The organism is Beggiatoa leptomitoformis, assembly GCF_001305575.3.
GTDB lineage: Bacteria > Pseudomonadota > Gammaproteobacteria > Beggiatoales > Beggiatoaceae > Beggiatoa > Beggiatoa leptomitoformis.
Window position 1 is genome coordinate 281,810 of record NZ_CP012373.2, and the last position, 25,712, is coordinate 307,521.

A 25,712-nucleotide genomic window follows, 5' to 3' on the forward strand; every position below is an offset into this window, starting at 1 on the left:
CCTCAGTCAAAGCATAAAGTTCTTGTTTGAATGTTTTTGAAAACACTTTTCGCCCATCAACTCAAACATGCCATTGCAGATATAACATTTACCCTCAGTCAAAGCATAAAGTTCTTGTTTGAATGTTTTTGAAAACACTTTTCGCCCATCAACTCTATTTGCTTGATATTGTGTAATATCACCAAATTTATAAGCAGCGATTGATTTACCACTACTAGATTTAACCTTAAATGTTTCTAAAGGCACTCCTGCTTCTCTGACATCTCTTGCAGCTCTTGGTGGATGGCTATAACCATAAGTAATTTCCAAATCTTCCGTGGTAATAAAACCATGTTTCATAATATGGTTAATAACAATTTTTGCTCTTTTATTTGTTATTGATTCAATATGAACTAAAAAAGTTTTTGGATAGTTAGCCGTTTGATTGCTCATGTGCGAAAAGTTCTGTTTGGTGGGTTTGCATTCTTGTTATTTTCTGCAAATCAATTTTTTCAAGCAATGCGGGTGAAAGATAAATCACCTCATAAGTAAATTCCTCACGGTTAAGTAACGTTGCTTGTGAAGAACGTCCTGCATAAATTTCTATTTTTTTTAGATTTAAATGCTCAGGCAGTGGACTGCCATAAGTCTTATGACCTGTTCGACCATCAAAGCTCAAAATATAAGAAATATTTTTATTATTAAGTTCGGTAGTGCTAAAGAGAAAGTGATATTAAAATAAGAAAACAGAAGAAAGAAGAAGAGTCCCTAAAATGCTAACCTGCCCAAGCTGTAAAGCGACACACATTGTGAAATACGGAAAAACCCGCACAGGGACACAAAACTACAAATGTCGCGAATGCGGACGACGATTTGTAGAACAACCCACCAAGAAATACATAAGCCAAGAGACGTGGGCACAGGTGGACAAGCTATTAAAAGAAAAACTTTCACTGAGAGGAATAGCCCGTGTTACAGGAATCTCAGGCACATGGCTACAACATTATGTCAATGGTTTGTATGCGCAACAAAGACTAGAACAAGCCGTTAAAAAAAAGGACAGTTGCGCTTAGAATGCGATGAGATGTGGTCATTTGTTGGGCAGCGTCGCCAGAAAGTGTGGGTATGGTTAGCGTTGGATAGAGACTCACGAGAGGTTGTCGGGATTGCCTTTGGGAAGCGAGATGTTGAGGGAGCGCAAGCACTCTGGAATTCACTCCCAGCGGTATATCGGCAATGTGCAGTCTGTTACACCGACTTCTGGGAAGCGTACCAGAAAGTTCTTCCGAGTAAACGGCATCAAGCAGTAGGGAAGGAGACGGGGCTGACCAATCATATAGAGCGATTTAATAATACGTTAAGACAGCGTGTCAGTCGTTTAGTGAGGAAAACCTTATCTTTCTCCAAGAAAATAGAAAATCACATTGGGGCTACTATTTTTTTCATTAATGATTATAACAAATCACTGCTTCTTTAGCACTACCTTAAGTTCTAACAGTGAGGTCATGAATTTATTAAATTCAATATTGCCTGCATAGTTAAAACCGCCATTCAGACCTGTCCCTTGATAAGGCGGATCCATATAGACTAAATCGTCAGTAGTTACCCTACTAAGAATATTCGTGTAATCCTCTGAAAAAATACTAACTCTATTTTTAAGTAATTGTGAGACATTTAAAATATCGTCTTTCATTACTTGAGGATTTCGTCCAAGCCGTCTTTTATCAGGACTTTGATTAAAATCACCTTGTGCATTATAACGAACAGCCGCTTTTACACATTTTGCCAATAAAAAAAGTAAATATTCGGGTTTTTTCGTTTCATTAAATTTATTTCTTATTTCATAGTAATACGCTTCTTTATTACCACCATGTTGCCCCTGCCAAATATCCTGATACAGTTTTATCATTAAACTTGGATTATTAATAATTTGATTCAAGAGTTGTGTTAGTGGTTCATTAATATCATTAACAACAAAATTGGTTGCTTTCGAATAGAAAGCTGAGGCGATGGTAATAGCAGCAGAACCTGCAAAGGGTTCTATAAGTCGGCTAATATGGCTAGGAAAGTATTGCAAAATATGTATTGCTAGACTGCGTTTACTACCTTGATAAGGTATCGGATGTGGTAATTTCATTTTATGCCTTTAGGTTATGGATATTTCTTATTTTAAATAATAATATCCATAAGTTATCAGAATAGTAATCGCTTTAATTTTTTAAGCCGACCACCTCACCTGTTGACGTTTAATATGCACCAATAATAAAGAAATCGCCGCAGGCGTAATGCCGGGAATGCGCGAGGCTTGACCGACGCTGGTTGGGCGGTGTTGGGTGAGTTTTTGGCGGACTTCCGCAGATAAGCCTAACACCTTGCTATAGTCCAAATCAGGCGATAATTGCGCTTCCTCATAACGACGTGAGCGGGCTATTTCGGTTTCTTGGCGTTCAATATAACCGCTATATTTCGCTTGAATTTCCACCTGTTCTGCAACTTTTTGGTCTGCAACAGCGGGCGCAAGTTGGGACAGTTGGCGCAGTTTCTCATAAGTAATTTCTGGACGGCGCAGTAAATCCATACAATTCACTTCTCGACGTAATTCCGTTCCCAGTTGTTCAGCTAATTGTGGGTCAGGACGTATCCAAATGCCTGCTAAACGTTGTTGTTCTTGAATAATGGCTTCCTGTTTTGTTTCAAAAGCTTGCCATTGTTCATCATCAATTAAGCCTAATTCGCGTCCCTTTGCAGTTAAGCGTAAATCAGCGTTATCTTCGCGTAATAACAAGCGATATTCGGCACGACTGGTGAACATGCGGTAAGGTTCGTTAGTCCCTCGGGTAATTAAGTCATCAACTAATACGCCCATGTAGGCTTCATCACGGCGTGGTGTCCATGCGGGTTTATCTTGTACTAACAAACCTGCGTTTAAACCGGCCATTAAACCTTGTGCGGCGGCTTCTTCATAGCCTGTTGTGCCGTTAATTTGTCCTGCAAAGAATAAACCTTCTATCGCTTTGGTTTCTAAGCTGGGTTTTAAATCACGCGGGTCAAAAAAGTCGTATTCAATCGCGTAGCCTGCGCGGGTGATGTGGGCGTTTTCACAGCCTTTCATTGAGCGCACAAGTCCGAGCTGAATATCAAACGGTAAACTGGTAGAAATTCCATTCGGATAAATTTCAAAGGTATCTAAGCCTTCAGGTTCTAAGAAAATTTGATGTGAAGATTTATCCGCAAAACGCATAATTTTGTCTTCAATCGATGGGCAATAGCGCGGGCCTACGCCTTCAATCACGCCTGTGTAAAGCGGTGAACGGTCTAGCCCTGAACGAATAATCTCATGGGTTCTTTCATTGGTGTGCGTGATGTAACAAGGCACTTGGCGCGGATGGTGGCTAATGTCGCCCATGAAGGAAAAAACAGGGGTTGGCGTGTCGCCGTGTTGCGGGACGAGTTCGGTAAAGTTGATGCTACGGCTGTCGATACGTGGGGGCGTGCCTGTTTTTAAGCGGTCAACGCGTAGCGGTAATTCCCGTAAACGATGAGCGAGCGCGATAGCGGGCGGGTCGCCTGCGCGTCCTGCTTGGTAATTGCTTAGGCCGATGTGGATTAAGCCTGCTAAGAATGTGCCTGCGGTGAGGATGACGCTGTGTGCGTAAAATTGAATGCCTGATTGGGTGACTGCGCCGATGACGCGGTTGTCTTCGACGATTAAGTCATCAACGGCTTGTTGAAACAGTTGTAAGTTGGTTTGGCTTTCGATGGCGCGGCGCACGGCGACTTTATACAGTTGGCGGTCGATTTGGGCGCGGGTGGCGCGGACGGCGGGGCCTTTGCTGGCGTTCAGGGTGCGGAATTGAATGCCGCTGACATCGGCGGCGCGTCCCATGATGCCCCCGAGTGCGTCGATTTCTTTGACAAGGTGTCCTTTGCCGATGCCGCCGATGGCGGGGTTGCAGGACATTGCGCCGAGGGTTTCTACATTGTGGGTGAGCAGGAGGGTTTTTGTGCCCATACGTGCTGCTGCGAGTGCGGCTTCTGTGCCTGCGTGTCCGCCACCAATTACGATGACATCAAAGTGCTCGGGATATTTCATAGTGCTTAATCATCAGGGATAAAACGCGGGTAATTTTCGGTGTTTTTTAGTATTTTAGCGTTTTGTTCTGATTTTGTCACAGGGGGGTGGGGGTTGAGGGAGCGGGGAGAGCGTAATTATCTATTCGTTGGGTTAGCTGTTACTAACCCAAGCTATGCAAAAGGGGCTATTTAATAATACTAATTGTAAAGAATGGCAGGGTATCATCTCCCAAATGACGTGCGCTAAAACTTATAACAGGACTTCCATCAATCGATGCACCATACCCCATAAGAAATAATACATGTTCGTAGTAAACCCTATGTTTTTTACCGTTTTCGCAGAAAATATATCCGTCAGGATTGCCCAATGAAAATGTCATTTTACATAATTCATCAACTGATAAATCACTATAAGTACCAGGTTCAGGGCTCAAATTCGGATTATCCTGTAGTTCTAATTTGTATACTCTGTCTTTTTTTTGCAGTTTTTCAAAATTAAATTGTTTATTCCATTTTCCATCAAATAATGATGTTGCTTCCACAAGTGTATCGTCAATTTTAATTTTCATTGAAGTATATCCTTCCAGCCTAGAATAGTGAGCGTTTTCTTGTTCCCAAGCGTCGCTTGGAAATACATTTTTGGATGCGCTGCATCCTGTGTAAATCCAGACCGCAACGCGGTCAAGACAGCATTCCCAAGTGGCACTTGGGAACGAGAGGAAATATTCACACCTTGTGAACGTTTCCCAAAATTACCAAAAACTGCCTGGTAATGGGGTTCATTAAATCATGAAATACTTTGAGTTGGAAGGAGATTTGGGGATTTTTTTGTCTGAACCGCAATTCACATAATTGCCATGATTAACACAATTATTAAAGATAATTATTTTGTGGTCATTGTGTAAATTGCGTGAATTGTGGTTCAGACATTAATCAATCGGCTGAATGTCATATTTCTTATCATCCAATTGCTGGATATGAAATTTCTTAATTGTGCCCGCTGCTTGTGCGGCAAGATAAGCCTCTCTCAACTTTTTCATACCTTCTATTTTCTTAGCTTTGGCTTTGGTATCTGGGTGTTTTGATTGCATAATCGAGTCCTTCTTCTCCAAGATTAGGGATTACATCAAAGTGTAGTTGATGTGCGTAAAGTTTAACAAGACGGTCATAATAACGTTTAAGCTGAGAATCAGCCGCCGTTCCAAAATAAGCTTCAGCCCGCGAAATTGAATAATGAAACTCTAATAATTTGCATAATCCCGCCCCCAATCTACGCACTTTTTGATAATCAAAATAAGAATATTCTGCAGCAGGCTTTTCATAAAAATTACCTGTTTGATGATTTTCGATGCGGTCAAACTTCACATCATAACTATTTTTAGGAATTTTAAAGCCCACTGTTTGAGATTTTTCCGCAAGAAGCACTTCATCAGCAAAAGATTCAACAGGGGTGAAAAATATGGAAAACAGATGATCATCTATCCTAAAATCGACACGTTGAGAATTGATATTTCCATAAGAAAACTCTTGAAGTTCCCAATCACAAACTATCGGCATATTTTCCCTTAAGTTGAGTTTATCATGCTCATTGCATCATAAAATAATTTGAGTTGGAAGGGGATTTGGGGACTTTTTTGTCTGAACCACAATTCACATAATTGCCATAATTAACACAATTACTAAAGATAATTATTTTGTGGTCATTGTGTAAATTGCGTGAATTGTGGTTCAGAGCATGAATTAGGGATGTTTAACTTTTAAAGGAAGATATTTTTCTATCATGTCAAAATCGCGGTCAGCATGTAACAACTCATGTTCATTCACAATACAAAAGGTCGCAATGAGAACATCAATTGTTTTACGTACCGTAACACCTTGCTAACGCAAATAGCGGAAATAATCTACAGATTGGAGAGCTATTTGTTGTCCTACCATATTTTGATAAGCAAAACTTAATAATAATTCACACACCGCTTTATGGTCTTTCTCGTTTTTAAAACCTTGTAAAACCTCGCACAAAATCAAATCGCCCAATAAAATTTGGTCGCGCTCCGCATCGTCTCGTAAATATAAAGTTTGTGTAGTCGTCTTGCCATTGAAGAAATCTATCTATACCGAGCTATCAATCAATAACATGACTGTCATTCCGCATCATTTCTAAATCGCCATCCCAGCAATATTGCCCAAAGGCTTGACTTAATTTATCCGTTTTTCTACGTGTCACCAATTCTTTCAAAGCCATTTCAACAACCGATTGCGGATTATGCAAACCCGTCAATTGCAAAGCCTGCTGTATCAATTGCTCATCTATATGCAAAAGTGTGTTCATTGCCATTTTTCCCGTTATCTCTTAGTTCATGTTAATTTTAGCATAATGTCAACTTCATACTGGAATGAGTCATTTTGAGATTTTTGTCTGAACCACAATTCACATAATTGCCATGATTATTAAAGATAATTATTTTGTGGTCATTGTGTAAATTGCGTGAATTGTGGTTCAGACATTAATCAATCGGCTGAATGTCATATTTCTTATTATCCAATTGCTGGATATGAAATTTCTTAATTGTGCCCACTGCTTGTGCGGCAAGATAAGCCTCTCTCAACTGTTTGAGATTTTTCCGCAAGAAGCACCTCATCAGCTCAATTACCAAAAAACGGCTAAATTGCGTACACAAGGCATAAATTTAGAGTTGGGAAGCATCGAAAATAAACGCAGTGCTAAAGTCACCTTTACCGCACCACCAGAGTTTAAACGCGAAGAACTTTATAATGAACCAACTGGCGTTTAAATTATTTTTTAAAAACAAACAAGGGCAGATAACAAGTTATCGTTATCTACCCTAATTATCTGAATCAATTATGTTCAGAACCTAGATAATTTTCGCGCTGTTTAATGTATTAGCATATTTAAATTATTCAGGTTTAGCAGGTAAATCAACCTTGCACGTAGAAAGCCCAAAAGGCATATAAGCAGGACATACGCCAATTAGTGCTGTTGCAAGGGGAACAATACCGATTAGTCCCCACCAACTTTGAAAAAAGAAACCCGCCGCCAGAATTGCTACTCCCGCAATAATTCTAATGATTTTGTCAACTGAACCAACGTTAGCATGTATCATAACCACTCCTTGAAATGTCTTAGGGATGTAAAAAATGCGTTCAAATATTAGTTATTTATAATATTCTGTTTGACGGAATTCAATGGTTTTATGTAAAAAGAAAAATTAGCAATTGCTGATATTTGATTATCTATTTGATAGTTAAATTAATTTAATTAAGCGGATTTATGAACTAACTCTCTGTTTTTGTCAAAAATATCAAGTAAATAATAAAAAGTGCTTAAATAATGTTTTTGGCGTGGTGCGGTTATTCCACTACAATAATAGCCATTGCGGGTGATAGACCACGTGTTTTTGTTAAATATTTATTTGGAGTGTAATTGTGATTAAACCGATTGTAAAACAACAAGGATTTACTTTAATCGAAATTTTGATTGTGATGGCAATCATTGGGTTATTAGCAGGATTGGTAGGACCAAAGATTTTTGGCGGGTTCGAACAAGCAAAATGTAATCAAGCGAAGGCACAATTAAAAAATATTGAAGTTGCCTTAGACCAACATCGTTTAGATACAGGTAAATATCCTCGTGCTTTAGAGGGTTTACTAACGAATACAGTGAGTAGTAATCGTTGGAGTGGTCCTTATTTAAAACAACAAAATGTACCAACAGACCCTTGGGAGCATCCTTATCAATATAAATTTCCCGGTACGAAAGGGGGCGATTATGATTTATATTCTCTTGGCGGTGATGGTGTAGAGGGTGGGCAAGGTTGCCCGAATGAGGATATTAATAATTGGAAATCGTCATAACAATTGAGTGACCGCTTTTTACAGAAGGGTTGGTAGTGTTTTAAAAACTGCCAACCCTTTAGTTTTTAAAAAATTTTGGTTAACGTCAAGGTGATTAAAGACCCTTCAGAGCGGTCTTTAGCCTGATATTCTTGTAACGCACGGAAAGATATAGCTGTTTTTAATGAAGGGATAAATGTACCCACTTCTGCCCCTATCGCGCCGATACGGTCTTTAGTTGTGCTTGCCCCTTCGCCACTGTCTTCAGTCACTTGCCATTGATTGTAACCTACTAATCCAACATCCCAGCCTTCAATCGTTTTGCCAACACCCCATTCAAAGTGAAAATCATCGCCTGCGGTGATATTTGTATCATCTTGTTTTCCATGAAACTCATAGCGCGATAATATTGAAGCTGACCATGTTTTTTCAGGGTCAGCATAGTAAGTAACGCCTGCGGTGAGTAAGCCTGTCCAATACCCCTTGCTCGCTGAAGCAGGTTGGTTGACATCATAATTTCCGCTAGGAATATAAACACCTGCGGCGGTAACTGCATCAAAAGCACTTTCGTGCCAGCTTAAAATGATGGGTTCTAGTAATACATCGCCAAGGGCGAAATCACTGTCATCAACGCCTAACGCACCAATGCTTATATCTGTATTGATTAGCGGTAGAATCACATTCATTCCGTAATCTGCACCGAGTATTTTTTGCTCAGTTATCCAAATAAATCGATTTGCCATAGCGTAAACACTGACATCAAAATCAACAGGTAATTCATTGCTACTGCCATCCATCAAGCTATCGGCGTTATAAAACACGTTGTAGAGTCGATAATAAAAACCTGCGGGGGGAACGCTTGCCGCTTTTAAGCCCTCGACACCATTAACATAGTGTTCTGCAAAAACGGTAGGCACGTGTAAAAGCAAAGCATAGAGCAAAACAGCAATGCGATGTCTGTTATTCATAATATTTCCTTTGGTGGGAGAATTTATTAATTTTTATAAGATTTAATGAGCCATAAGTTGTAGAAACTCGTCACTAAAAATAGTCACGAGTTTCTGTGTATCATCGCCCTAAACTTGCCGCTGTTTCACCACCAATACCCCAATGATTTTTTGGTACTTCTTGGAGGACTACACGCACACGGTCAGCAGGTACTTCTAAGGTTTCTGAAGCAACACGTGTGACTTCTTTAATCAATTGTGCTTTTTTCTCATCACTACGACCTTCTAAAATATAAATGTGCATTAATGGCATGGCATGAGCCTCATAATAGGTTGAGTAAATTAAATAAATCGGGTTGAGATACTGCCTAAGTCTTGACAGCGTACGGTTATCGTATCGCCCGCTTGCACAGGAATTGCGGCGGTAATTCCCCCCGTCATGATAAAGGTGCCTGCGGGGATGGATTCGCCCCGTTCTCCCAACATATTGGCTAATAAAGCAACACTGGCGGCTGGGTGTCCTAAAACGGCTGCTCCCGCGCCGAGTTCTACCACTTGTCCATTTTTTTCCATGACCACGCCTAGCGTCCGTAGGTCTAATTCATCAATCACACGCCCGCGCCCGCCCGTGACGAAACGGGAGGAGGAGGAGTTATCTGCAATCACACTTTTTAAATCAAATTTGAAGTTTTCATAGCGTGAGTCGATAACTTCTAAAGCAGGTAAGACAAAATCGGTAGCCGCCATGACATGCCCAATGTGGCAACCCGGCCCTTGTAACGGTGCTTTGGTAACAAAGGCAATTTCGGCTTCTACTTTGGGGTGTATCAATTGTCGAGTGTCTATCTCGCTGCTATCAGGACAACTGAAATAGTCTGCGAGAAAACCATAAACGGGATTGACTACCCCCATTTGCTTCATTTTGGCTTGAGAAGTCAGCCCCATTTTGAGACCGACAATTTTATGCCCACGGGCTAATTTTCGACGGCGGATTTCCCATTGAATCGCATAAGCATCTTCCCAACTCATATTTGGATAATCGTCCGTAATTTTGTGTACGGCTTGCGCGTTTAATTCGGCGTTTTCTAGGTGTTCTGCTAATTGGGCGATAATGTCAGGCGTTAAATTCATGCCGCTAAACTCCCTTTTTTAATTTCTAACGCAACATCCTCAATCATATCTTCTTGTCCCCCAACGGTTTTGCGCTTACCGAGTTCAATTAAAATTTGCCGTGATGAAACACCATATTGTTGTTCGGCACGTTTGGCATGGAGTAAGAAAGAGGAATACACACCTGCATAACCCATGGTTAGCGAATCGCGGTCGATACGGGTGGGGGTTTGCATCATGGGAAGGGCGATATCTTCGGCAACATTCATAATTTTGTCTAAGTCCACGCCTGTTATAACCCCCATACGGTCGCAAACGGCAGTAAATACTTCTAATGGGGTGTTACCAGCTCCCGCGCCAAAGCCTGCGACTGAACCGTCAATCCGTCGTGCGCCTGCTTCCACGGCTGCCAAAGAATTCGCAATCCCCATTGCTAAGTTATGATGTCCATGAAAGCCTAATTCTGTATGGGGGTTTAACGCATTGCGCACCGCGCCTAAACGGGCTGTAACATCATCGGGTAGCATGTAGCCTGCGGAGTCGGTGACGTAAATGCAGTTCGCGCCAAAAGATTCCATTAATTGCGCTTGCGTCACTAATTGTTCGGGGGTAAGCATGTGGCTCATCATTAAAAAACCGACCACGTCTAGCCCCATTTTACGTGCCATTGTAATGTGTTGCTCACTAACATCCGCTTCAGAACAATGGGTTGCAACACGAATGGTATGTACACCACAATCCACTGCCATTTTTAAATCTTCAACCGTGCCAATTCCCGGTAATAACAGCGCGGATACTTTGCTATAACGTAAGAGTGGGATGACAGCCCGCAAATATTCTTCGTCGGTATGTTTGCCAAAACCATAGTTGACGGAGGAACCGCCTAGCCCATCGCCATGCGTGACTTCAATCAAGGGAACACGAGCATCATCTAATGCCATTGCCAACCGTTGCATGTCTTCAGTGCTAAATTGATGACGTACTGAGTGCATTCCATCGCGTAATGACATGTCATGTAGTTTAATTTCAATGCCTTGTAAATTCATAAAAATACTCCTTAAGCCGCGACAGGGGATAGAACCAGCGAACCGTTAATGATTTCTTCGGCAAACATTTCTGCGGTACGGGCGGCGGCTGCGGTCATAATGTCCAAATTGCCTGCATATTTCGGCAGATAATCGCCTAACCCTTGAACTTCTAAATAAATCGATACGCGATGTCCATCAAAGACAGGACCATTTTTTAGGCGATAACCCGGTACATATTTTTGAACTTCTTTCAACATGTTATGTACTGATTCAATAATCGCGGCTTGGTCGGGTTTGTTTTCAGTTAAACAGTGCACTGTGTCGCGCATCATCAATGGGGGGTCAGCAGGATTTAAAATGATGATAGCTTTACCTTTTTTTGCTCCACCGACTTTTTCGATTGCTTTGGATGTAGTACGGGTAAATTCATCGATATTTTTGCGCGTTCCTGGCCCTGCGGAGCGCGATGCAACGGTGGCGACAATTTCCGCATAGCTCACGGCTTGTACTTGGCTAACGGCGGCAACCATTGGAATGGTTGCTTGTCCGCCACAAGTCACCATGTTGACATTGGTTTCTTGTTGACCAATGTGGGCTTTTAAGTTGACAGGCGGCACGCAATAAGGACCAATTGCAGCGGGGGTTAAGTCAATCATTAACGCCCCTTGTTCTTGGATTAAACGATTATTTTCTGCATGTGCGTAGGCAGAAGTCGCATCAAAAACAATTTGAATATTATCGTCTTGCATGTGAGGCAATAAGCCATTAATGCCTTCATAAGTGACTTTTAAACCTTGGTTTTTTGCCCGTGCTAAACCGTCCGATTGTGGGTCTATACCGACCATCCACACGGGATTTAAAACGGGACTTCTAAAGAGTTTGTACAGTAAATCAGTGCCAATATTGCCCGAACCGATGAGGGCACAATTAATTTTTTTCATGGGCTTGTCTCCTTTGGATATGTTAAAACCATTGCGATGGCGAAAAGAGCAGTTACTTATTAATTTTTAACAAAATCTAATAGTTGTACTGCCTAAACCGCCAATACTGACACGCATGTTATCGCCTGCTTGCGCGCTCACCATCGCCGCTAACGCGCCTGATAAAATCACCTCTCCCGCTTTTAACGGAATCCCTAAACGTCCTAAGGTGTTGGCTAACCACGTTACGCAATTAACGGGAGAACCTAAGGCGGCTGCCCCTGCGCCGGTGTGTAACACTTCGCCGTTTTTTTCTAACACCATGCCACATAGGCTTAAATCTAATTTGTGCGGACTAATCGCTGTCCCGCCTAAGACAAATACCCCAGAGGATGCGTTGTCGGCAATGGTATCTTGTATCTTGATTTTCCAGTCTTTTACCCGTGAATCGACAATCTCAAAACAAGGCATTACGCATTCTGTCGCGGCTAAAACATCCGCATTGGTGATACCCGGCCCGTTTAAATCACGTTTGAGAATAAAAGCAATTTCACCTTCAGCTTTAGGTTGTAATAAGGTTTTAACGGGAATCTCATCGCCATCGCTATAGACCATGCCACTCATCAAATGCCCAAAATCGGGTTGATTGACGTTTAACATGGTTTGAATTGCTTTACTGGTTAGCCCGATTTTTTTACCGATGACACGCTCGCCTTTCGCTTTACGCTGTTCGATGATATGCAATTGAATGTGATACGCTTCTTCTATGCTCAAATCGGGCGCGGTATCCGTGAGCGGGGCAATGGGTTGGCATGTACACAAGGCTTGGTATAACGCATCGCCATAGCGTTGAATTCTTTCTAAATCCATGATAATTCCTTGTATTTACAGTTTGATGCAGACGTTTTTCAATTCGCTGTAAAATTCTAATGAATGCACGCCACCTTCACGCCCAATACCTGAGTTTTTCATGCCACCAAAAGGGGTGCGTAAATCGCGTAAAAACCATGTATTCACCCATAAAATGCCCGCTTCCATTGCTGCGGCAACGGTATGCGCCCGTTGTAATTGGCTTGTCCAAACCGTTGCGGACAATCCGTATTGGGTATCATTTGCTAATTCAATGGCTTCTGCTTCAGTATCAAATGGAGTAACTGTAATCACAGGGCCAAAAATTTCTTCTTTTTGCGCTTTGCAATGACGGTCTAAACCCGTGATAACCGTTGGTTCTAAAAACGCGCCTTTTGTAAATTTTGCGGGTAAATCCGCAGGACGTTTGCCCCCACAATGAATCGTTGCGCCATCGGCTTTTGCAGAGTCGATGTAACTCATCACGCGTTCCCAATGACCTTGTGAAATGAGCGAGCCTAAAGTTGTTTGGGGGTTTAAAGGGTCACCAACTTTGACGGTTTCCGTTGCACGCTTTACTAAACCAGCAACAACTTTGTCAAAAATTGACCGTTCGGCATACACCCGTGAGCCGCACAAACAGACTTGTCCTTGATTGGCAAAGGATGAGCGCATGGTTGTATTTAAGGCTTCTTCTAAATCTGCATCGGCAAAAATGAGGTTGGGATTTTTCCCGCCCAGTTCGAAGGAGAGTTTTTTTAGACTATCGGCCGCTTTACGCATAATCGCTTTGCCTGTCGTGGTTTCTCCTGTAAAGGTAATCGCTCGCACGTCGGGATGTTCGCTTAATGCTTCGCCTGCGGAGTCTTTACCAAAACCTTGCACGACGTTGTAAACACCAGCAGGAATACCGACAGCGTTGCAAACCTCACCCAATAAACTGGCGGTTGCGGGGGTTTCTTCTGAGGGTTTAACCACAACACAATTACCTGCGGCTAAAGCAGGCGCAACTTTCCATGTCATGAGTAATAAAGGGAAATTCCAAGGAGAAATCACTCCAATCACGCCAACAGGGACACGTAGCGCGTAATTTAATGCGCCTTCCATTTCGTAACATTCGGTTGCAACATATTTAAAATGTTCTGCAAATTGCTCGAAATTCGCAGAACCGCGCGGGATATCGATATGTGAGGCGAGGCTAATCGGTTTTCCTGTATCGGCAATTTCTGCTTGAATAAAGTCATCTGCACGGGCGCGAATGCCTTCTGCGAGTTTGAGCAATAAGGCACTACGCTTGGCTTGTGGCATTTTGCCCCATGTTTTAAAGGCTTGTTTTGCCGCTTGTACGGCTAAGTCGACTTCTTTTGCACCGCCTTCGCATACTTGGGCAATGACTTCGCCTGTTGCAGGGTTAATATCAGGAAAAGTTTTTCCATTGGTCGAGCTGATAAACTCGCCATTAATAAAATGTTTGATTTCTTTCATTATTATTCCTTCCGTTAGTGAAGTGCGTCTAATCCTGCTTGTGCGCATAAAACATCTTGTTCTTCTGACGCGCCTGAAACGCCAATCCCGCCGACGATTTGTCCTTGATAGTCAATCGGTAATCCACCCGCAAACACGACTAAACGTGGGCGTAAAATAATGCCTTCGCGAAATCCGAGTGGGGCTTGTTGTAGAATTTCGTTCCAGTTAGCCGTTGGAAATCCAAAACTAACCGCGCTGTAGGCTTTATCGATGGCGATGTCGATGGAGTGAATAAACGCATTGGGCATCCGTAAAAAGGCCAGTAAGTGCCCGCCGTTATCGACCACTGCAACATTAATCCGTACTTGTAATGTTTCAGCTTTCGCAACGGCGGCTTGTACAGCGAGATTCGCACTTGTCCAGTCAAGCGTGGCTTGTTGAATCACAGCCGTCATAACTAGGTCACCACACCTAAAAAGCGTTCGTTTAAGGCTTTTTCGTAGTAAAAAATGGCTTTACCGAGTTCGCTTTCATCCCAAATACGTACAGGATTATCAGGGTAGTAGGTGTAACCGCCTGCAAAGACTTCGTTGCGATTGCCTGATGGGTCAAAGAAATAAATGGTTTGTCCGCGTGTAATACCGTGACGGGTGGGGCCTATGTCTAAGGAAATGTTGTAGCGGGAAATAATATCGGCAGCGTGTCCAACATCGTGCCAAGATTCTAAATAGAAAGAAACATGATGTAATTTATCAGGTTCTGGGTGTTTGACGAAGGCAATATCGTGGGCTTTGGTGGAGCAGGTGAGCCAAATGGCCAATAAACCATCGGGCAACTCAACTTTTTCTGTTAAGTTAAAGTCCAGAACATTAACAAAGAAATCTAGGACTTTATCAATATGTGGTCCATAGAGTAAGGTGTGGTCAAAACGTTGGGTACGCATTCCGCGTGGTGGTTCTAACCATATATTAGGATTTTGAATTTGTGGACCAGCGGTAGAAATTGCCATTTCGGCATAGAGTTCAATGCGATGTCCTGAGGGAATGATAAAGCTTATGCGTCTGCCCACATGGGGCTGTTCGCCAGCAGGGATGTCGCTATAAGTCATACCATAGTCGATAATTCGTTGCGCGAAACGGTCTAAATCGCTATCGCTAGCAACTTTAAACGCCATCATATCGATGCCTGCTTTGTCTGCCTCGCGCAAAATAATACTGTGATGGTCAAATTCGTCAGCAACTTTTAAATAGATACGACCATCCGCTTCCCGCGAAACTTCTTCTAATCCAAGCAGGTTGCAGTAGTGGTGCAAAGATTCTTGCATGTCCAAGACGCGTAATTGGACAAAACCCGGACGTAAAACACCGTTCATTGCCATGCTATGTATCCTCCAGTCATTACTTGATGATGATTTAAATTGTTTTTAACCGTTTCTAATAAAAATCCGTTGGTTAAAATTTTTTATGGGTGTTGGGTACTTAACTAAATTGTTTTTTCAGCTTGCCGACAACGCTAATATCTAAGGCACTGTCTGCATATAAACGGCAGGCCAGCGCGTAGCCGTTTTTTTGTTCTAACTCGCTAACATGTTCTCGACTCATGGTCTGTGTGTGGTAATGCCCTGCATTTACGTGGACTTTGCAAATTCCACAACCGCCCCCGCGACAACCAATAGGGATACCTTTACGTCCTAACCCCTCCATTGCTTGTAAAATGGTTTTATGTGCTTGGCAGGGAAATTGTTCTGCATTGTTTTTAATGAAAATAGTGTGTGTCATGACGATTCCTTATATGCTTTTAAACAAGGGACTGCGTTTGTCCGCTTGTTGCGTGTCGGCATAGTTGAAAAAACGCTCCATGAAAATATCTTTTTCAAATAAACGTCCTTGCATTAAGGTGGTAATACAGGCATCTATCATGGCGGGCGGGCCACAAAGATACGCAGTCATACCTGTAAAGCGACCGTTAAAATGTGCATGAGCTGCTTCGTGGGCAAAACCATGCAAACCTGTCCATGTTTGGTCTTCATTAGCATGGGAAAGTGTGGGAATATAGGTGAAGTTTTGATATTTACTGGCTAATTCTCTAAATAAGTCAGCGTAATACAGTTCTTCAACTTGTCTTGCCCCCTGCACAAGGGTGATTGGATGGGTTTCGCCTTGTTCCAATAAACTTAAAATCATGGATTTAGGGCTGGATAATCCTGAACCGCCTGCAATAAACAATAGTGGTTTAGCCCGTGAGCGACGTACAAAAAACCGTCCGTAAGGTGCAGATAGTCTTAAGCTATCGCCAACTTTTAGCTGTTGATGTAGATAAGTCGTTGCTTTGCCATCTGGGATTAAAGACACATTTAATTCAATGTCTTGCGTTAAACTGGGCGAATTCGCCAGCGAAAATGCGCGTGCTTGGCTGAGATGAGGTAAATACAGGTTGACGTATTGCCCTGCTTGAAAAACCAGTGGTTGATTGAGGTGTAGAAAAATACCTTTAATTCTTGGGGTTAAATCGGTAATGCGGGTGACTGTACCGATAAAATCGGCAACGGGTAAATTTTCTGCATCAGGTTCTTCGTCGATATCGGCTTCAATGACTAAATCGGATTCAGGACGTGCGCAACACGCTAAACATTTGTTATCTGCACGTTCAAAATCCATCAGGGCAAAACTGGAGGCATCGCCATGGTCGACTACGCCATCTAATACTTTGATTTTACAAGTAGAGCAGATGCCATGCCCGCAAGCATAAGGCAACCACACCCCCGCCCGTAAACAAGCGTCTAAAATGGTTTGTCCGTCATCAGCGGTTATCGTTTCGCCGAGAGGTTCAATCGTGATTTGATAAGACATACTGTGAACCCTTTAGCTACCGCTACCGTTTAAACCTTGTAATGCTGGTGTGCGTAAACGTAAACTAGATTTATGGTGTAAGCCATTTTCTAATAAGGATTTATTCCAACTTGGAATGAACGGTTTACCATCATGTAGCCATTCAGTTTTATCCCATTGAATTTGTGAAAAATCAGGGTGGCTTTGTATGGCAGTTGGTAGGACGTTGTTAATAACTTCTTGAAAGCTGACTTGTGGCGAGAGCAAGAAGGCGAAGGGCGCGCAAAACATCAAGTGTTGGTCCCAACCGATATAAATAATGTAGTTACCATGATAATTGTCGACTTTGTCGCGGACTTCTCCACGATAATCAGGGCTGATAGCAACAACAGGCATAAGTGTCTCCTTGGGGCTTAAGATTGAGACAACCCCCCTTTCTCTGCAAATTTCTGCAAAACCGTGGGCAATAAGCGGGCTGTCTAACCGAATTAGATTTTTTAGTTAATTGAAATAAATGGATTTACTGGATTAGCTTATTTCTTTTCGCGTTGCCATTGTTCCCAGCGCGCTTGGTCGGGTGAGCCGATATAATCCAAATTATCGACCCCGTTATTCAGGTGGTAATACTGCAAAACTTCTTCTAATGTGCCACCGCCACAATTGCCTTGATAAATCTGGTTTACAGGCAACCATGCTTGCACGTATTTTTCAGGTTCATTGCAGAAAATATCGTGGCAACCATCGGAACAGAAATGATAATGCTCACCGTTGTACTCGGCTGTGCGGTAGCAGGTTTGTGTCGGGTCGTCGGGTTCGGTGAATACCATTGGAATTTGACAAATTTGACAAAGTTGCGGCAATACTTTGTTATAAAAGCGATTACCTTGTTCTTGTAATTGTTGCCAATGTTCGTAACGTGGGCGATAGTAGCGGTCGAAACTATCGGGATATTTTTCGGCAAGCCATGCCATTTCATCAGGGTTAGGCATCCATGTATGAAAAGCCGCCGCTGCACCATAGTTGTAAAAAGTTGACCATGCGATATGACTTAAATGGTCTTTTTCTTTAACAGAGACTTCCCAATATTTCGGCATCCGTATGCCGTAGCGAGCGAGGTCTTTAAACAAAGCACCACCCGCATCTTCAAAATACACTTCCCATGCTTCTTTCCAACTCATTACCCGTTTAGGTAGCATGTAATCCATCATCATGGCGACCAGTGTCAGCAGGCGATAACCCCGCCAGAACCATTTATCAATCCAGCCCTGTACAATGGGTACATTGTCTTCATGTTGTTCAAGTAAAAATTTAATAACTTCAAGCCCTAATGTCATGTGGCGGGCTTCATCCGATTGGGCAGAAAAGCCGAATGTAACGGTTGCCATATCACCATTAAATGCTGCACCTGACATAAACGGCACAAACAGCAGGTTGGTTAAAACGTATTCAAAAGAGAAAGAAATTGCGGTGACAAATTCAAATGGCCCTGCGGAGCGCGCATCTTCAAAATAAGATTTAGGAACAGAGAGATACCACACACGGTCATACATGTGACTCCAATCGTTTAAGCCATCAAAATATTTATTGTAATGGCTCATGGCATGGACTTGGGTTTGCAAATGTCTTAATTCATCAATAGCTTGCATTTGACAAGCCACTCGCGCCCCAACCCCGCGAAAATGCCGACCAACAGAGAGAAAGCCTTGTGCGGCTTGATATTCAGAGGGGGATATACCCGTTAAAAAGAGTTTTACCGCATTGACATAACGCGCATCGCTGATGTTCAGTTGCCCATTGTTTTGCGCAAATGCGTCGAGAATTGCATATAAACGCCGTTCTTTTTCTGCTTGATATTTCCAATAAGCATCCATGGTTAGACGGAATGGGTCTTCCCAATTGTCCCAGTTAGTGATTTTGATACCTTCAAACGTATCTTGTGGAAAGACTTTATCCATGGGCTGATAGGTTGTTTCCCAACCTAAATCACGGGTAAGTAGATGATATTTACTTTTGAAATTCAGTTTTTTCGCAGGTTTTACTTGGGCTTGTGCCATCACAAACTCCTTAGAAATTAATCTTTATCAATAGTTGGTTAGAGAGGCAATATGAAGAATGGCGCACTTACATTCGCCATTCCAAAATAAAGGCATCATCGCCTTCATCTAAGTTCCCACCGATGGTAATCAGGTGTAAATGAATCGCTTGTAAATTCCATTCTTTACCCATTTTCTCGCTCACGGTTTGCCGACGCACAGCCAAACGGTTTGCCGCTTCGATTCTGACCATTGCAGGAAAATATTGAACTACTGCATGTGGATTATCTATTTCAATGGCTTGGACAATCGAACGGGATTCATCATTGAGTTGTAACACAATGTAAACTTTGGACGCATTATGGTTAATCGTTTGAATAAAAGGCGTTTCAGCCGTTGTTGTGTGTGCTGTTGGATTGTGTTGCGTTGTTTGGACGTTTAAACCCGCTTTATTTGCGCGAGCGAGGAGGGTTTGCTGGCATTCTTCTAGTGCAGCATCTGCTTTATTACCTAAAGCATGAATTGCTAAAGGTTTAACTGCGGTCAAGCCACGTGCTAGCCAGTTAGCTAACCATTTTTCCAATAAGGCTTTATTTTCAGCCGATTCTCCCGCTGCGGTTTTCAACATCATGTCGACCCATGCGGTATTCTCTTCATACCACTCCGTCATAAATTCGGTGAGCATGGCAAGTACAGCACCACCGCCATTTTGAGCAATATCAGTCTCAAAATGTTTGTATAACAGAGGATGGATTAATCCATCTAAAACAAAATTTTGCACTAACAGCAATTCGAACCAATCGGTTAAAACGAAGCTATCTTCAATATAATGGCGAACTTCCTGCCAAATGGGGGTTTTTAACCAAATGGTTTTGGCATTTTCTAAAGATTCCCCTGTATTTCCATCAAGTAATAAACCAATGCGGGAAATATACTGCGCCATGCCAAATCTATCCATTGCTTGGAAAATACTGGCTTGCATAGTGACAGTGCCAAAACAATAAGAACTGATAAAACAGTTATTCATGTTTGCTCCCCACTCCAAATGACGCAGGGGCAAAATTAATTCGCGGATTTTTTGTTCTAAGGTGGGTGGCAGCGTATTAAGTAACTGGCGTTTTTCAACAAATTCAAAATTTTTTTCGGCGGTATCTTGCATACTCGCCCGTGTTAAAACATAAGTGCCGTAATAGAATTGACGTGGGTCTTTAAAATCGTACCAATCCCGCATCACAATAGCAGTATGTTTTTTATCGTTTAATTGATGAGTTGTTGACCACAGCGGGCGATAGTGAAAATTGGTTGTTGCCTGCACGTCATAACTGGCTTCTTGATAACGTGAGGCAGGTTTATCGCCAAAACGTCGCACAATATGGTCAAACGTATTACGTTGTGGGGTGAGCGTATTTGTTCGAATATCAATCTGCATGACAAAACATCCTCCAGAACTCAACTTTTTATTATTGGATTAAAAAAGGCTGGAAACCCACGCATCACGTGGATTCCAAGCTGAAGAGAGGGATAGGCTAATGCTCGCTGTCCCCGTGTTGACTGTAACGCCATTTCAAACGGTCTAAATCTACTTGTGAAGCCTGCTCATCTGTCATAAAAACAATAGCTTGCTGTTCACAAAATTGTCTAAACTGGATAAAAGGGAGAATTAACTCGACGTACACGTCAGGGTCACCAATAGCGAAATCGAATTCGACAAAACGCTCGGCTTTTGTCCCTGTAACCCGCACATAGCGCGTTATTGCGGTTTCTAACATGGTTGATTCTCTCCTTTGGGTACTATTTTTCGTGACGATGACCGAAAAATTTTTTTATTGTTTTCCCTTATAGCACGGAGAATGCCATCCAATATTTTTAATATAAATCAATTCATTAAATAACAATTAGAGAATATTAGGAATTGATGAAATGCTTAAAAAAACCATTAACAGGGAAGTAAAGAAAAAAAAGGGCTGAATTAATCTTTTTAGAATCAGATGATAAAAACTTTTTTTATCAAATGGTGAAAGGGAAAAAAGCAATTGATGATTTGGTTAAAAAAACTATTCCGTGAGATTATATTTTTTCATCTTAAAGGTGTTTATTAGGCAAAATGGTTTGAATGGCTTACCATCTCCAATTTAGCCGTGTACAGTGATAAAGTAATTAACATAATAAAAGTAGGCTTAATGCTCGCCAGTCCCCCATAAAAAATGTAGTAATTTCAAAAAAATAAATACTGCATTTTATTTTTAATCACCATTAATTTTGTTAAGGAGGAAAAAATGGGGGTCAATTTAATTGAACATATCTTGTTCGAAAAAGCAGGAGGACGAATTTGGCTAGACCAACAAAGAATGCTCTTAGTTCATGCCCAATCAATGGGGGCATTGCGTAATGAATTGATTTCTGCACTCGGTATGGAACGGGCGAAAGGTTTATTGTTACGCATGGGCTATGCATCGGGTTCACAAGATGCGCAAACTATTCGCCGTTTACATCCAGAATTGACAGATACTGATTTATTGGTTTTAGGTCCACAGTTGCATTCAATAGAAGGGATTGTCGAAGCCAGCCCTTTATATATGGATATTGATATTGCAAAAGGGCATTTTTATGGCGAATTTCTCTGGAAAAATTCGTTTGAAAGTGAAGTGCATCGTCAAGCCTTTGGTATTAGTACAGAACCCGTGTGTTGGATACAACTGGGTTATGCTTGTGGCTATGTGTCTGGCATCATGGGCAAACTGGTGGTATTTAAAGAAAGTATGTGTTCGGCAACGGGTGATAAACACTGCATTAATATTGGTAAGCCACTGAAAGACTGGGATGATTGGGAAAAGTTAATCAAGTATTTTGAACCTGACTTGATTTTTGAACAGATTTTGGATTTACAATCGCAAGTTACGTATTTACAAGAATCTATCAGTCAAACACCGTCGAATTTAATTGGCTGTTCGCAAGGATTTAAACATGTTTGCGAGATGGTGAGTAAAGCCGCACACAGTAATGTCACGGTTTTATTACTGGGAGAAACAGGCGTAGGCAAAGAATTATTTGCCCGTACCTTGCACCAACAAAGCTCGCGCGCTAATGCACCATTTATTGCCATTAACTGCGCAGCAATTCCTAATGACTTAATCGAAGCAGAATTATTTGGTGTAGAAAAAGGTGCGTTTACAGGCGCAAATCAATCCCGTCAAGGGCGATTTGAACGGGCGGATGGCGGGACATTATTTTTAGACGAAGTTGTTGAATTATCTTCCTGTGCGCAAGCAAAGCTATTACGTGTGTTACAAGAAGGTGAGGTTGAACGTGTGGGGGGTGAACAAGTCCGTCGTGTGGATGTGCGCATCATTGCGGCGACGAATGAGGATCTAAAAAATGCGGTTAAACAAGGTCGTTTTCGCAGTGATTTATTTTATCGTTTAAATGTTTACCCAATTACTATTCCGCCTTTGCGTGAGCGTAAAGAAGATATTCCCTTGCTTGTTAGGTATTTCTTTGAGCGATACAATGTGTTACACGCAAAAAAAGTTAAAGGCGTTACAGATAAAGCAATGGCTGCACTCTTAGAATACGGTTGGCTTGGAAATATTCGAGAACTAGAAAATGCGGTAGAACGAGGGATTATTCTTGCAGATAATCACAGCATGATTGAGGTACAACATTTATTTGCGTCTTTACCTGAATCACCCGATTTAAACAATGTAGGCATGAAAATCAGCCAAAATGGACATTTATCCAATTCTACAACGACCACGAATTTTAATGATGTGTTGGATAAGTTATTGGAAAAACCATTAAATTTTGAAGAGTTAGAGCAGCAACTGATTCAACGAGCCTTAGAAAAAACGGATGCGTGTTTGTCTAAAGCCGCGCGTTTATTGGGTATGACACGCCCAACATTGGCCTATCGACTGAAGAAAATGCACTATACTGGTCGTAAAACACAGTAACCTATTATAAATTAAGAATAAAAAAACATTTTTTATGCCTCTCATAAAGGGGAGGCGGGTTTTTTTATTCTTGTTTCCTCTTAAAGTTTAGAGATGTAATTTTTTATATTTTCTTTCATTAACTTAGGTGTTGATATGACATTATTAAAACAACAAACGGTAGGACTAATAATGATATCAGCTTTAATATTCTCTGCATCTGTATCTGCAGGTTTTGTTGAAGATTCGTATATTGTAGTTTTCCAACCATCTTTAGGGATGACTCCCTCCTTAATTTCCCCCCCAATTAAAGCTAATCGCGGGAAAGTTCCTTTTGGGAAGCATAGTTCAAAACAAGATAAGGCAGCCTTATCAAAAGAGCTAGGTATTAATGGGGAAGTGGTTGCTATTTTTGATACAATTAATGCGGCACACATAAAAATGTCCGCTAAAGAAGCATATAGGGTAGTGCTAAAGAAGCCGTGATTTGTTATAATCATTAATGAAAAAAATAGTAGCCCCGATGTGATTTTCTATCTTCTTGGAGAAAGATAAGGTTTTCCTCACTAAACGACTGACACGCTGTCTTAACGTATTGTTAAATCGCTCTATATGATTGGTCAGTCCCGTCTCCTTCCCTACCGCTTTATGCCGTTTACTCGGTAGAACTTTCTGGTACGCTTCCCAGAAGTCTGTGTAACAGACTGCACATTGCCGATATACCGCTGGGAGTGAGTCCCAGAGTGCTTGCGCTCCCTCCGCATCTCGCTTTCCAAAGGCAATCCCGACAACCTCTCGTGAGTCTCTATCCAACGCTAACCATACCCACACTTTCTGGCGACGCTGCCCAACAAATGACCACATCTCATCGCATTCTAAGCGCAACTGTCCTTTTTTTTAACGGCTTGTTCTAGTCTTTGTTGCGCATACAAACCATTGACATAATGTTGTAGCCATGTGCCTGAGATTCCTGTAACACGGGCTATTCCTCTCAGTGAAAGTTTTTCTTTTAATAGCTTGTCCATTGGCTTATGTATTTCTTGGTGGGTTGTTCTACAAATCGTCGTCCGCATTCGCGACATTTGTAGTTTTGTGTCCCTGTGCGGGTTTTTCCGTATTTCACAATGTGTGTCGCTTTACAGCTTGGGCAGGTTAGCATTTTAGGGACTCTTCTCTTTCTTCTGTTTTCTTATTTTAATATCACTTTCTCTTTAGCACTACCGGCGATTTTATATATGATTTATATCTTTATGAGAGCAAATGCTGTTAGAAGAGGGAAATACCAATTGAGCATACCTGTCACCGCAGTGTTTTTGGGTTTATGATCAATATTATTGTGGTGGGGGCTTATTGTCTGCACTTGGCGGGTCAATAAGCCTTCTTAGACGTTACGTGTTAGACTTGAGATTGATGACAACTTACGTATTGCAATGTTCTTCTCAATTTTTTTACCGAACCCAGGTTAAACTAAGATATGAAAGGTACACTTTTATATTTTTTGGAGAAATTTAAAGATGTGTTCGATTAAATCACTTTTTCTAGGTGTTATATTAGCATCAATAAATGTCACAGCTGTTGCCGAAACATCAATAGCCAATCAATATCCAACTTATCAAAACGGTTTTCTAGTGATTCCGCGTATTGATACATTAGATAAAGCGAATGAATATCAAGATGTCATTTTGAAGTTGGATGTAGAACAAAGCCAATTTCAGTTACAAAGCCTGCAAATAACAGAGACATTCCCTAGACCGTATGTAGACACTGTTGAATTGGTTATGACGGATTCCTTTCCTATTCAAGTCTTTCTTAAAGTAAATGGTTTTTTTACTGATGATTGTGGTAAGTTAGGACAAGTTTCACAACGTCTAAATGGAAATCGTTTTGAAATCATTATATTGGGCGTTACATATCCGCAGCCTATGGATTATACTTGTGGAGCATCCATTGTGTCTTTTGAAAAAGTGATTCCGTTACCTGTTTATGATTTAGTTGCAGGGATTTATGAATACAGTGTGAGCGATGTTTTAGTGTTTAAAACAAACGGTTCTGGTTCAGAACGCAAAGATTTTACAGGTTCGTTTGAATTGACACGAGATAATAAGTTGTAATACCAACCTTTATCTATCATCCAGCAAGTGTCGGGTGTATTACCATGTGAGCAACCATCATAAAAAACCCCGAGTTAAATCGAGGTTTTCTACACAGCTTTATTAAATTTAATGTCTTAATGTAACCATTTCTATTGGTTAGCAACTTCAATTTCCGTCAAAACCCGTGTAGTGATACTCTTAACCGCATTTGTACCAACACCCTTGAAACTGACATTCAACGTCGTACCTGACATCACTAGCATGGATACTTCCATCATTCATTTACCCCCCGCTCTCCGTTATCTTAAAAAATGAATTAACCATAGATATCTATGATTTAGTCTATTAACTATCAGATTAGTTATTTATTCAATTAGGCATTATTTTTGAATTACAAAAAAACTACTATTTCATTTGTAATAAATGGTTTAAAAACATTTTCCGCAAGGATTAGTCTCTTGTTATTCCTCATTATGACAAGCATGGCACATTATAAGCATTCATCAAGGTTATCCATTGATAAGCCTATTTTAGGGTAAACGTGCTATTATACTGAATTATTGGAATAATATAGGTTTAGTTGTTTTCATAATGAGAAAAAAT

At 41.4% G+C, this 25,712-nt stretch carries 31 protein-coding genes and 1 pseudogene; 6 read left to right on the forward strand and 26 right to left on the reverse strand.

Annotated elements, in window-relative coordinates:
* Nucleotides 1-6 precede the first annotated feature (6 nt).
* On the reverse strand, nucleotides 7-432 hold the full coding sequence (locus tag AL038_RS01220) for a hypothetical protein (protein WP_062147817.1): 426 nt from the start codon (nucleotides 430-432) through the stop codon (nucleotides 7-9).
* Entirely contained in the window at nucleotides 413-658 is a 246-nt protein-coding gene (locus tag AL038_RS01225; RefSeq protein ID WP_062147820.1) for a hypothetical protein, read from the reverse strand. The genes AL038_RS01220 and AL038_RS01225 overlap by 20 nt, the downstream gene beginning before the upstream one ends.
* Nucleotides 659-752: 94 nt before the next feature.
* On the opposite strand from AL038_RS01225, the gene AL038_RS01230 reads away from it, so the two are divergent.
* Nucleotides 753-1,456, forward strand: a protein-coding gene (locus tag AL038_RS01230; RefSeq protein ID WP_414635095.1) for an IS1 family transposase whose coding sequence is annotated in 2 segments (ribosomal slippage) — nucleotides 753-1,032 and nucleotides 1,032-1,456 — 705 coding nt in all. Because the reading frame shifts where the segments join, the coding sequence is not laid out codon by codon here.
* Here the strand turns inward: AL038_RS01230 and AL038_RS01235 are convergent.
* The 6 genes from AL038_RS01235 to AL038_RS01260 all read right to left on the reverse strand — a co-directional run bounded on the left by AL038_RS01235 (nucleotide 1,442) and on the right by AL038_RS01260 (nucleotide 6,382).
* Nucleotides 1,442-2,116 carry a Dam family site-specific DNA-(adenine-N6)-methyltransferase gene (locus tag AL038_RS01235; RefSeq protein ID WP_062147837.1) on the reverse strand — a complete coding sequence of 225 codons (675 nt, stop codon included), beginning with the start codon at nucleotides 2,114-2,116 and terminating at the stop codon, nucleotides 1,442-1,444. The two genes, AL038_RS01230 and AL038_RS01235, sit on opposite strands and share 15 nt — an antisense overlap.
* 81 nt (nucleotides 2,117-2,197) lie before the next feature.
* Nucleotides 2,198-4,072, reverse strand: coding sequence for a tRNA uridine-5-carboxymethylaminomethyl(34) synthesis enzyme MnmG (mnmG, locus tag AL038_RS01240; RefSeq protein ID WP_062147840.1), 1,875 nt, complete (start codon nucleotides 4,070-4,072; stop codon nucleotides 2,198-2,200).
* 166 nt (nucleotides 4,073-4,238) lie between these two features.
* The gene (locus AL038_RS01245; protein ID WP_062147842.1) at nucleotides 4,239-4,622 is read right to left on the reverse strand and encodes a hypothetical protein; all 384 of its coding nucleotides are present in this window, start codon (nucleotides 4,620-4,622) and stop codon (nucleotides 4,239-4,241) included.
* A gap of 360 nt (nucleotides 4,623-4,982) precedes the next feature.
* Nucleotides 4,983-5,144: a hypothetical protein gene (locus AL038_RS01250; RefSeq protein ID WP_161575410.1), complete on the reverse strand. Its 162-nt coding sequence runs from the start codon at nucleotides 5,142-5,144 to the stop codon at nucleotides 4,983-4,985.
* Nucleotides 5,107-5,610 (reverse strand): hypothetical protein, encoded by a 504-nt coding sequence (locus AL038_RS01255; protein ID WP_062147845.1) that lies wholly within the window; start codon nucleotides 5,608-5,610, stop codon nucleotides 5,107-5,109. Before AL038_RS01255 ends, AL038_RS01250 begins: the two co-directional genes overlap by 38 nt.
* Nucleotides 5,611-6,175: 565 nt before the next feature.
* On the reverse strand, nucleotides 6,176-6,382 hold the full coding sequence (locus AL038_RS01260) for a type II toxin-antitoxin system VapB family antitoxin (RefSeq protein WP_066246171.1): 207 nt from the start codon (nucleotides 6,380-6,382) through the stop codon (nucleotides 6,176-6,178).
* Nucleotides 6,383-6,605: 223 nt separating this feature from the next.
* On the opposite strand from AL038_RS01260, the gene AL038_RS01265 reads away from it, so the two are divergent.
* Nucleotides 6,606-6,845: a hypothetical protein gene (locus tag AL038_RS01265; protein ID WP_145917039.1), complete on the forward strand. Its 240-nt coding sequence runs from the start codon at nucleotides 6,606-6,608 to the stop codon at nucleotides 6,843-6,845.
* A 123-nt stretch (nucleotides 6,846-6,968) separates the two neighbouring features.
* Here the strand turns inward: AL038_RS01265 and AL038_RS01270 are convergent, their stop codons facing one another.
* Entirely contained in the window at nucleotides 6,969-7,175 is a 207-nt protein-coding gene (locus tag AL038_RS01270; RefSeq protein ID WP_062147853.1) for a YgaP family membrane protein, read from the reverse strand.
* Nucleotides 7,176-7,497: 322 nt separating this feature from the next.
* Here AL038_RS01270 and gspG point away from each other — a divergent pair, with 322 nt between their 5' ends.
* On the forward strand, nucleotides 7,498-7,926 hold the full coding sequence (gene gspG / locus AL038_RS01275; protein ID WP_236839436.1) for a type II secretion system major pseudopilin GspG: 429 nt from the start codon (nucleotides 7,498-7,500) through the stop codon (nucleotides 7,924-7,926).
* Between the two features lie 65 nt (nucleotides 7,927-7,991).
* Here the strand turns inward: gspG and AL038_RS01280 are convergent, their stop codons facing one another.
* The 15 genes from AL038_RS01280 to AL038_RS01350 form a co-directional block, all read right to left on the reverse strand.
* Nucleotides 7,992-8,873: a SphA family protein gene (locus AL038_RS01280; RefSeq protein WP_062147855.1), complete on the reverse strand. Its 882-nt coding sequence runs from the start codon at nucleotides 8,871-8,873 to the stop codon at nucleotides 7,992-7,994.
* Nucleotides 8,874-8,973: 100 nt separating this feature from the next.
* A complete protein-coding gene (locus AL038_RS01285; RefSeq protein ID WP_062147858.1) occupies nucleotides 8,974-9,165 on the reverse strand; it encodes a 4-oxalocrotonate tautomerase in 192 nt (63 codons plus the stop codon).
* A gap of 29 nt (nucleotides 9,166-9,194) precedes the next feature.
* Nucleotides 9,195-9,983, reverse strand: coding sequence for a 2-oxo-3-hexenedioate decarboxylase (dmpH, locus tag AL038_RS01290; RefSeq protein WP_062147861.1), 789 nt, complete (start codon nucleotides 9,981-9,983; stop codon nucleotides 9,195-9,197).
* Nucleotides 9,980-11,008, reverse strand: coding sequence for a 4-hydroxy-2-oxovalerate aldolase (dmpG, locus tag AL038_RS01295; RefSeq protein WP_062147864.1), 1,029 nt, complete (start codon nucleotides 11,006-11,008; stop codon nucleotides 9,980-9,982). Before dmpG ends, dmpH begins: the two co-directional genes overlap by 4 nt.
* An 11-nt stretch (nucleotides 11,009-11,019) precedes the next feature.
* Entirely contained in the window at nucleotides 11,020-11,931 is a 912-nt protein-coding gene (locus tag AL038_RS01300) for an acetaldehyde dehydrogenase (acetylating) (RefSeq protein ID WP_062147867.1), read from the reverse strand.
* Nucleotides 11,932-11,997: 66 nt separating this feature from the next.
* Nucleotides 11,998-12,780: a 2-oxopent-4-enoate hydratase gene (gene dmpE, locus AL038_RS01305; RefSeq protein ID WP_062147869.1), complete on the reverse strand. Its 783-nt coding sequence runs from the start codon at nucleotides 12,778-12,780 to the stop codon at nucleotides 11,998-12,000.
* Nucleotides 12,781-12,795: 15 nt separating this feature from the next.
* Complete coding sequence (locus tag AL038_RS01310) at nucleotides 12,796-14,244, reverse strand: 2-hydroxymuconic semialdehyde dehydrogenase (protein WP_083991384.1); 1,449 nt, start codon at nucleotides 14,242-14,244, stop codon at nucleotides 12,796-12,798.
* 14 nt (nucleotides 14,245-14,258) lie between these two features.
* Complete coding sequence (locus tag AL038_RS01315) at nucleotides 14,259-14,681, reverse strand: GlcG/HbpS family heme-binding protein (RefSeq protein ID WP_062147874.1); 423 nt, start codon at nucleotides 14,679-14,681, stop codon at nucleotides 14,259-14,261.
* A 2-nt stretch (nucleotides 14,682-14,683) separates the two neighbouring features.
* Nucleotides 14,684-15,604 (reverse strand): catechol 2,3-dioxygenase, encoded by a 921-nt coding sequence (locus AL038_RS01320; RefSeq protein ID WP_062147877.1) that lies wholly within the window; start codon nucleotides 15,602-15,604, stop codon nucleotides 14,684-14,686.
* A 100-nt stretch (nucleotides 15,605-15,704) separates the two neighbouring features.
* Nucleotides 15,705-16,004, reverse strand: a complete 300-nt coding sequence (locus AL038_RS01325; protein WP_201800117.1) for a 2Fe-2S iron-sulfur cluster binding domain-containing protein — start codon at nucleotides 16,002-16,004, stop codon at nucleotides 15,705-15,707.
* A 9-nt stretch (nucleotides 16,005-16,013) separates the two neighbouring features.
* Nucleotides 16,014-17,075, reverse strand: a complete 1,062-nt coding sequence (locus AL038_RS01330; protein WP_062147883.1) for an NADH:ubiquinone reductase (Na(+)-transporting) subunit F — start codon at nucleotides 17,073-17,075, stop codon at nucleotides 16,014-16,016.
* Nucleotides 17,076-17,087: 12 nt separating this feature from the next.
* The gene (locus AL038_RS01335; RefSeq protein ID WP_062147886.1) at nucleotides 17,088-17,450 is read right to left on the reverse strand and encodes a phenol hydroxylase subunit P4; all 363 of its coding nucleotides are present in this window, start codon (nucleotides 17,448-17,450) and stop codon (nucleotides 17,088-17,090) included.
* A gap of 137 nt (nucleotides 17,451-17,587) precedes the next feature.
* Entirely contained in the window at nucleotides 17,588-19,108 is a 1,521-nt protein-coding gene (locus AL038_RS01340) for an aromatic/alkene/methane monooxygenase hydroxylase/oxygenase subunit alpha (RefSeq protein ID WP_062147889.1), read from the reverse strand.
* Nucleotides 19,109-19,175: 67 nt separating this feature from the next.
* Nucleotides 19,176-20,516 carry an MmoB/DmpM family protein gene (locus tag AL038_RS01345; protein WP_066246084.1) on the reverse strand — a complete coding sequence of 447 codons (1,341 nt, stop codon included), beginning with the start codon at nucleotides 20,514-20,516 and terminating at the stop codon, nucleotides 19,176-19,178.
* Nucleotides 20,517-20,613: 97 nt separating this feature from the next.
* The gene (locus tag AL038_RS01350; RefSeq protein WP_062147892.1) at nucleotides 20,614-20,856 is read right to left on the reverse strand and encodes a phenol hydroxylase subunit; all 243 of its coding nucleotides are present in this window, start codon (nucleotides 20,854-20,856) and stop codon (nucleotides 20,614-20,616) included.
* A 507-nt stretch (nucleotides 20,857-21,363) separates the two neighbouring features.
* On the opposite strand from AL038_RS01350, the gene AL038_RS01355 reads away from it, so the two are divergent.
* Together AL038_RS01355 and AL038_RS01360 are read left to right on the forward strand one after the other, a co-directional pair.
* Complete coding sequence (locus AL038_RS01355; protein ID WP_062147894.1) at nucleotides 21,364-23,037, forward strand: sigma-54-dependent Fis family transcriptional regulator; 1,674 nt, start codon at nucleotides 21,364-21,366, stop codon at nucleotides 23,035-23,037.
* A gap of 135 nt (nucleotides 23,038-23,172) precedes the next feature.
* Nucleotides 23,173-23,502: a hypothetical protein gene (locus AL038_RS01360; protein WP_062147897.1), complete on the forward strand. Its 330-nt coding sequence runs from the start codon at nucleotides 23,173-23,175 to the stop codon at nucleotides 23,500-23,502.
* On the opposite strand, the pseudogene AL038_RS01365 reads toward AL038_RS01360, so the two are convergent.
* Nucleotides 23,488-24,175: pseudogene (locus AL038_RS01365) on the reverse strand (IS1 family transposase). The gene AL038_RS01360 and the pseudogene AL038_RS01365 overlap by 15 nt on opposite strands.
* 355 nt (nucleotides 24,176-24,530) lie before the next feature.
* Between AL038_RS01365 and AL038_RS01370 the strand changes: the two are divergent.
* Nucleotides 24,531-25,127 (forward strand): hypothetical protein, encoded by a 597-nt coding sequence (locus tag AL038_RS01370; protein WP_062147905.1) that lies wholly within the window; start codon nucleotides 24,531-24,533, stop codon nucleotides 25,125-25,127.
* 131 nt (nucleotides 25,128-25,258) lie between these two features.
* Here AL038_RS01370 and AL038_RS18710 read toward each other — a convergent pair whose 3' ends face one another.
* The gene (locus AL038_RS18710) at nucleotides 25,259-25,387 is read right to left on the reverse strand and encodes a hypothetical protein (RefSeq protein WP_272898034.1); all 129 of its coding nucleotides are present in this window, start codon (nucleotides 25,385-25,387) and stop codon (nucleotides 25,259-25,261) included.
* Between the last annotated feature and the right edge of the window lie 325 nt (nucleotides 25,388-25,712).